4 protein-coding genes and 1 pseudogene are annotated in these 3574 nt (G+C 38.5%); 2 read left to right on the plus strand and 3 right to left on the minus strand.

Annotated elements, in window-relative coordinates:
- Window positions 1–521 precede the first annotated feature (521 nt).
- Complete coding sequence (locus tag BUB45_RS19870) at window positions 522–659, minus strand: hypothetical protein (protein WP_162985912.1); 138 nt, start codon at window positions 657–659, stop codon at window positions 522–524.
- Between the two features lie 237 nt (window positions 660–896).
- Here BUB45_RS19870 and BUB45_RS09405 point away from each other — a divergent pair, with 237 nt between their 5' ends.
- The gene (locus BUB45_RS09405; protein WP_073007886.1) at window positions 897–2390 is read left to right on the plus strand and encodes a potassium/proton antiporter; all 1494 of its coding nucleotides are present in this window, start codon (window positions 897–899) and stop codon (window positions 2388–2390) included.
- A 32-nt stretch (window positions 2391–2422) separates the two neighbouring features.
- Here the strand turns inward: BUB45_RS09405 and BUB45_RS20775 are convergent, their stop codons facing one another.
- Window positions 2423–2506, minus strand: a complete 84-nt coding sequence (locus BUB45_RS20775; RefSeq protein ID WP_425303965.1) for a DUF3916 domain-containing protein — start codon at window positions 2504–2506, stop codon at window positions 2423–2425.
- 31 nt (window positions 2507–2537) lie between these two features.
- Window positions 2538–2645, minus strand: a pseudogene (locus BUB45_RS20780) (DUF3916 domain-containing protein); the annotation flags it as partial.
- A 483-nt stretch (window positions 2646–3128) separates the two neighbouring features.
- Between BUB45_RS20780 and BUB45_RS09415 the strand changes: the two are divergent.
- The gene (locus tag BUB45_RS09415; protein WP_073007892.1) at window positions 3129–3401 is read left to right on the plus strand and encodes a YesK family protein; all 273 of its coding nucleotides are present in this window, start codon (window positions 3129–3131) and stop codon (window positions 3399–3401) included.
- Window positions 3402–3574 lie beyond the last annotated feature (173 nt).

Below are 3574 nucleotides of genomic sequence, written 5' to 3' on the forward strand. Positions count from 1 at the left end.
GCTTCGCTTGAAGTGGGAGCTTCTCATTTCCACGACGAAAGCAACCTTTCGTCTCCATGAGCGTTACTTCGGGAAGTTCCTGCCCTAGATGTCCGACGAATCGGAGTTTCTTTCGTACCTTGGATATTTTACACATGGAAGGAATCGCTTGGTTTTCGCATTATTAGTTTCTCCATGCAACCTCATATATCCAGTTTTCAAAGAACACTTCATGCTCTTATGGTAACATGCGTTCGGTCAATTAGCACGTCTAAAGACGTACTTGACCGAAAGCCAATTCATCTCCACCTTACCGCTGGGATTTCACCCTTCACACGCTTGAAGATGGAGACTTCTTGGCTAAAAACGTTAAATACGGACGAAAGAAGTTTCTTTCTGTGCATATTTTAAGCACAAAAGGAGCTCATTTCGCTCTAAAGAAACACGCTCGTTTCTGTTAGATTTCTTTTTACAGCATCTTATATGCTTTTAGCTAACATCATAGATAGCTACACACGTGTATTTGTCTTGCATAAACTATATTATTTTTTCCTATCTGTAACATATTCATCTGGCTGCCCACTACCATGTGTACGACTATTTTTATATGGACTTTTTCGCCCATTGCGATGCTCACCATGGTTTTTCGTTTCTTTAAATTGTCGTTGCTTATCTGCCAATTGATAACCCTCCTCTTAATAGCTAAACGTTGTAGTTCCGTCTTAATTTTAGTCTATTCCTTAAAATTATACATACGGCTTTTATATACGAAATGCGTCTTTACTCGTAACTTTTTCTTTTATCCTCCCCTCTATCCTATGAACTTTTATTTATATTTCAAGCGCTCATTTTTGTTCAAAATAGGGTAAAAACGATATAATAGATGTAGATTGTTCTTTTTGGAAGGATTGTTCAACATGGACTTATCATTGCAAATGCTTATTTTTTTATTTTCCGCTATGCTCATTGTCGGCGTTTTGGCAACGAAATTTTCCTCTAAACTTGGACTTCCCGCTCTCGTTCTTTTCCTCATAATCGGGATGGGTTTAAATGAATTTATCTTCTTTGAAAATGCGCAGCTTATGCAACTCATCGGAATTATGGCGTTAATTATCATTTTATTCGAAGGTGGTACGCAAACAAAATGGGAGCAGATTCGACCTGTTCTCGGTGCAGCCGGATCACTTGCAACGTTAGGTGTTTTATTAACAACCGTTGTGACTGGGTTTGCTGCCATGTACATCCTCGACCTTACTGTACTAGAAGGCATGCTGTTTGGGGCTATCGTTGGCTCAACAGATGCAGCTGCTGTTTTTTCCGTACTTGGCAATAAAAACATAAAAGCAAAGCTGACTTCCACACTAGAAGCTGAATCAGGGTCAAATGATCCGATGGCTGTATTTCTAACGGTTGCGTTTATTGAATTAATTCAGGTTCCTGACGCATCTATTTGGACTACGATCGGCAGTTTCTTTTTACAAATGGGTTTAGGACTCCTGCTTGGGCTGTTACTCGGAAAACTTACTGTCCTTATCATTAATAACATTAATCTCGATACTTCTGGACTATATCCGGCACTTGCAATTGGGATGGCTACCGCTACTTATTTTATCGCGGATTTCTTTGGGGGAAGTGGATTACTTGCTGTATATGTCATGGCTGTATTTGTCGGAAATAGTGACCTGATGTATCGTTTTTCCATTTTACGATTCAGTGAAGGTTTTGCTTGGATGATGCAAATTCTTATGTTTATCTTGCTTGGTTTGCTCGTTTTCCCTCAGGCATTACCTGCCATATTTTGGCAAGGCGTGCTGTTAACCCTTATTCTTATGTTCATCGCTCGACCTATTGCTGTTTTTATTTCAATGTTTTTTATGAAATATAATATGAAAGAGCGATTGTTTATCTCTTGGGCTGGTCTTAAAGGTGCCGTACCTATCGTATTAGCGACGTATCCAGTTATTGCCGGGGTGGAGAATAGCGATCTCATTTTTAATGCTGTCTTTTTCGTTGTCCTTATATCCGCACTCGTACAAGGTAGCACATTGTCTTGGCTCGCTTCAAAGCTTGGATTTACAGGTGAAAAAAATGACCCGACTAAACCAACCATGGAATTAATCCATTTGGGTAATACGGAAGCAGAGATTATGGAAGTGCATATTTTCTCTAAGTCACCTGCTATCCATCAAACATTAAATGAGATTGAACTACCTGATGACACATTGATTATTGGCATTATTCGTGATAAGCAAATTATAACGCCTACCGGTGACACCGTCATTTTAGAAGATGATACCTTATATGTATTAAGCAACCGTAAAAATAGAATCAAAGCCAAAAATGTACTGCTTGGTAACCACGATAAAAAAACGATGTCGAAAAAAGCAGTAAAAAAAGAGGCAGAAGGTTAATCAGGTAACGATTTTACGTTGCCTGATTTTCTCTAGTATAAAGGAGTAAAATAGTTATTACCTTTAAATACAATGATTTCCGAATCCCATAAACTTGATAAATTGACCAGCACCACTACCCGTATTTTTCTTTATCATTGGGTTTAATTCCATAAGATGTTTTTCTCTACCCAAAAGCATTTGCATACACATTGTTTTTACTTTATTGGGGAGTTTACTAGCATTGATAAAGTTTTCGACAACCGGCAATTTCATCTGTGAAATTGTAATGGAAACACTAATGTCTGTACCTCCATTCTTCTAATCATCATGTTGCATTTGCGTTTCCTCCCGCGAACTTTTTTCTTCTCCATACTTTTCCCTCCATGCATATGCAGCTCGGCATGCTCATAAGCTAAACTGATGCTGGTCTATTATGTAAAGCACTAAAAATTAAAAATTATAACAAATAAATCGTTACATTATCCCTATGGAGTACAGGTTGAATTTAGCAGGTATACATGCTAATGATTTCCAGTGTATATTAAACTTTACTAGGAGGGGATAGCAAGATATCCCTTGTTCAGTCAGCCATCCCTTGTACGCTGGCTTTTTGTTTTTGCTATCAGATCTGCAAGCAGAGAACCCCATGTCAACTTATAATCATGCATGCACATGTATAAATAGCACCATTTAAACAAATGTATACATGCTTCGGCAAACAAAAATATACATTCTGAGTATAGGAGGAATGCAGCTATGTACAGGAATATACTGGAAGCTTGGTGGCCTATTACCCTCGCTGGTATTATAACAGCAACGATCATTATTGTTTTAGCTCGTTATATACGTCGCACTGTCCTCTTTTTACTAACAACCTTAATAAGTTTCGTTAGTTTTCTTATGCTTTTGTTCAGTATATTTACTGTTGGTAGATGGGAAGGTCTAGGGATAGGCATGTTCTCTATTTCTATATTAGTTGGTGCCAATGTTGGTGCTATATGCAGTTTCTTCGTAAAACAAAAGCAATGATAAAACAGAACGCCTATATGGACTCGTCGCCAGCTTCTGATTTTGCCTTGTAAGTTGACGAACGGTTCTCCCGGCGCAGTGAGCGATTTTCATACATGAGCGAGCGTTTTTTCTCGTGCAGTGAGCGATTTCCATACTTAAGCGAGCTTTTTTTCCCGTGCAATGAGCGATTT

This window comes from Virgibacillus chiguensis (assembly GCF_900129865.1).
Classification (GTDB): domain Bacteria; phylum Bacillota; class Bacilli; order Bacillales; family Amphibacillaceae; genus Virgibacillus; species Virgibacillus chiguensis.